This is a genomic window from Sphingopyxis sp. (assembly GCF_016463645.1).
GTDB lineage: Bacteria > Pseudomonadota > Alphaproteobacteria > Sphingomonadales > Sphingomonadaceae > Sphingopyxis.
On the sequence record NZ_JAEMQX010000232.1, the window covers coordinates 1 to 2610 of the forward strand.

Annotated in this window: 1 protein-coding gene and 1 pseudogene; both read right to left on the reverse strand. The window is 64.3% G+C overall.

The window, feature by feature from the left end:
• Nucleotides 1-269: 269 nt before the first annotated feature.
• Nucleotides 270-1259: pseudogene (locus JHC57_RS21940) on the reverse strand (2-oxoacid:ferredoxin oxidoreductase subunit beta); the annotation flags it as partial.
• On the reverse strand, nt 1256-2610 hold a 1355-nt coding region (locus JHC57_RS21945), incomplete at its 5' end, for a 2-oxoacid:acceptor oxidoreductase subunit alpha (protein ID WP_294032691.1). The pseudogene JHC57_RS21940 and the gene JHC57_RS21945, both read right to left, overlap by 4 nt.

Sequence of the window (2610 nt, forward strand, 5' to 3'; positions counted from 1 at the left end):
GAGCGCAGCGGGTCCAGTGCGATATGCCAGTTCTCCTCGGTGACGCCCCAGTTGTCGAGCATCATCTCCGACCGCAGCCAGCCGGGCGTGACGGCTACCGCGGTGGCGCCGAAGCCCGCCAGCTCGTGGCCCTGGCTGTAGGCGAGCCGGTTGACGGCGACCTTGGCCAGGTCGTAGAACACCGACAATCGGTAGTTGTCGTCGTTGAAACTCTTTGTCCCGTCGGTCACTTCGACGTGAAGTCCGCCGGGCTTGCCGGCAAGCAGCGGCAGCAGGCTTTGCAGGTCCGCCGTCTTGCCCCCGGCCGCCGCCTTGTTCTGGCGGACGACATCGGCCTCGACGGTCGGGCGCGGATCGTCATAGAGCACGCCGAGCGCCATCGGGAATTCGCCGAAGCGCATTTCGACGAGCATATGCGCGACGCTGCGATTGGTGACATCATGGACGATCACGCCCGCGGCCTGCCAATCGCCATCGACGATATCAACGGTCTTGAGGTGCAGAGCCTCGGCGTCGAGCGCGATGCCCTTGGTGCCTTTGGCATAGACCATCGGTTCGCCATTCTCGAGCCAGAGCTGGCGATCTTCGGCACCCTTGGGCGCGGCGAAATCCTCGAACACGTCTTTGTTATAGACGATACAATTCTGGAAAATCTCGATAAAAGCTGCACCCTTGTGAGCATGGGCTGCTTTCAACACCTCAGGTAGCTTCTTCGAAACGTCGAAACCCCGCGCCACGAAGCGCGATCCGGCGCCGAGCGCAAAGGCGGCGGGCTGGGCCGGGCGGTCGACCGACCCATAAGGCGTCGAAGGGCTGGTCGTGCCGACGCGGCTGGTCGGCGAATATTGGCCCTTAGTCAGCCCGTAAATCTCGTTGTTGAACAACATGATCTGGCAATCGAGATTGCGGCGGATCAGGTGCATCGTGTGGTTGCCGCCGATCGACAGCCCGTCGCCGTCGCCGGTGACGATCCAGATGTCGAGGTTCGGATTGGCGAGCTTCAGTCCCGTCGCGAACGCGGGCGCGCGGCCGTGAATCGTATGGAAGCCATAGGTTTCCATATAATAGGGAAAGCGCGACGAGCAGCCGATGCCGCTGATGAACACGGTGTTCTCGGGCGCGGTGCCGATATCGGGCATCGTGCGCTGCACCGCCTTCAGGATCGCATAGTCGCCGCAGCCGGGGCACCAGCGGACTTCCTGATCGGTTTCCCAATCCTTGAGCGTCGTCGGGCGTGCGATGGTGGTCATTTCGTTCACTGGAGCGCCTCCTCGATGGCGGCTTCGATTTCGGCGATGGCGAACGGCTGGCCCGACACCTTGTTCACGGGCTTCGCGTCGACCAGATACTGATCGCGCAGCACGGTCTTGAGCTGCCCTGTGTTCATCTCGGGCACGATCACCCTGTCATAGCTTTTGAGCAGCTCGCCGAGGTTCGCGGGCAGCGGCCAGATATGGCGGATATGGACGTGACTGACGTCTTTCCCCTCGGCGCGCTTGCGGCGCACCGCCTGATGGATAGGGCCAAAGGTCGAGCCCCAGCCGACGACCGCGAGCTTGCCGCCCTCGGCGCCGAGCTCGACAATCTGATCGGGCACCTTGATGCCGTCGACCTTCGCCTTGCGGATATCGGTCATCGCCTGGTGGTTGCCCGGGGCGTAATTGATGTGCCCGGTGTCGATTTCCTTCTCGATCCCGCCGATGCGGTGGAGCAGGCCCGGCGTTCCCGGCTTGACCCATGGCCGTGCGAGCTTTTCGTCGCGACCATAGGGCTTGAACCCGCCCTCGGGCACCTCTTCGAGGAACTCGACCGGGAACGCGTCGTAGGTCGTGAGATCGGGTACCGCCCAAGGCTCGGCTGCATTGGCGATATAGCCGTCGGTCAGCAGCATCACCGGCGTCATATATTGCACGGCGATCCGGCACGCTTCGATCGCACATTCGAACGCGTCGCCGGGCGAACGCGCGGCGACCACCGGCATCGGCGCGTCACCGTTGCGACCGTAGACCGCCTGATAGAGGTCCGACTGCTCGGTCTTCGTCGGCAAGCCCGTCGAAGGGCCACCCCGCTGTGAATTGACGATGACGAGCGGCAGCTCGGTCATGATCGCGAGCCCCATCGCCTCGCCCTTCAGCGCGATACCGGGCCCCGACGAGCTGGTGACGCCGAGCGAACCGCCATAGCTCGCGCCGATCGCCGAGCAGATCGCGGCGATTTCGTCCTCGGCCTGGAAGGTCGTGACGTCATATTCCTTGAGCCGCGACAGATGGTGCAGGATCGCCGACGCGGGCGTGATCGGATAGCCGCCGAAGAACATCGGCAGCCGGGCGAGCTGCGCGCCCGCGACGAGCCCGAGCGCAATACCCTCGGCGCCGGTCAGCGTACGATAGAGGCCGGGGGCGGCAGGTGCCGGGTCGACATGATGCTGCTTGAGCGGACCCGCAAGTTCGGCAGTCTCGCCATAGGCGTGACCGGCATTCAGCGCCGCGACGTTCGCCGCCGCCAGCTCGGGGGCTTTCGCGAATTTCGCATTGAGCCAGTCGACGAGCGGCTGACGGTCGCGGTCGAACATCCAGAGCGCGAGCCCCAGCGTCCACATATTCTTGCAGC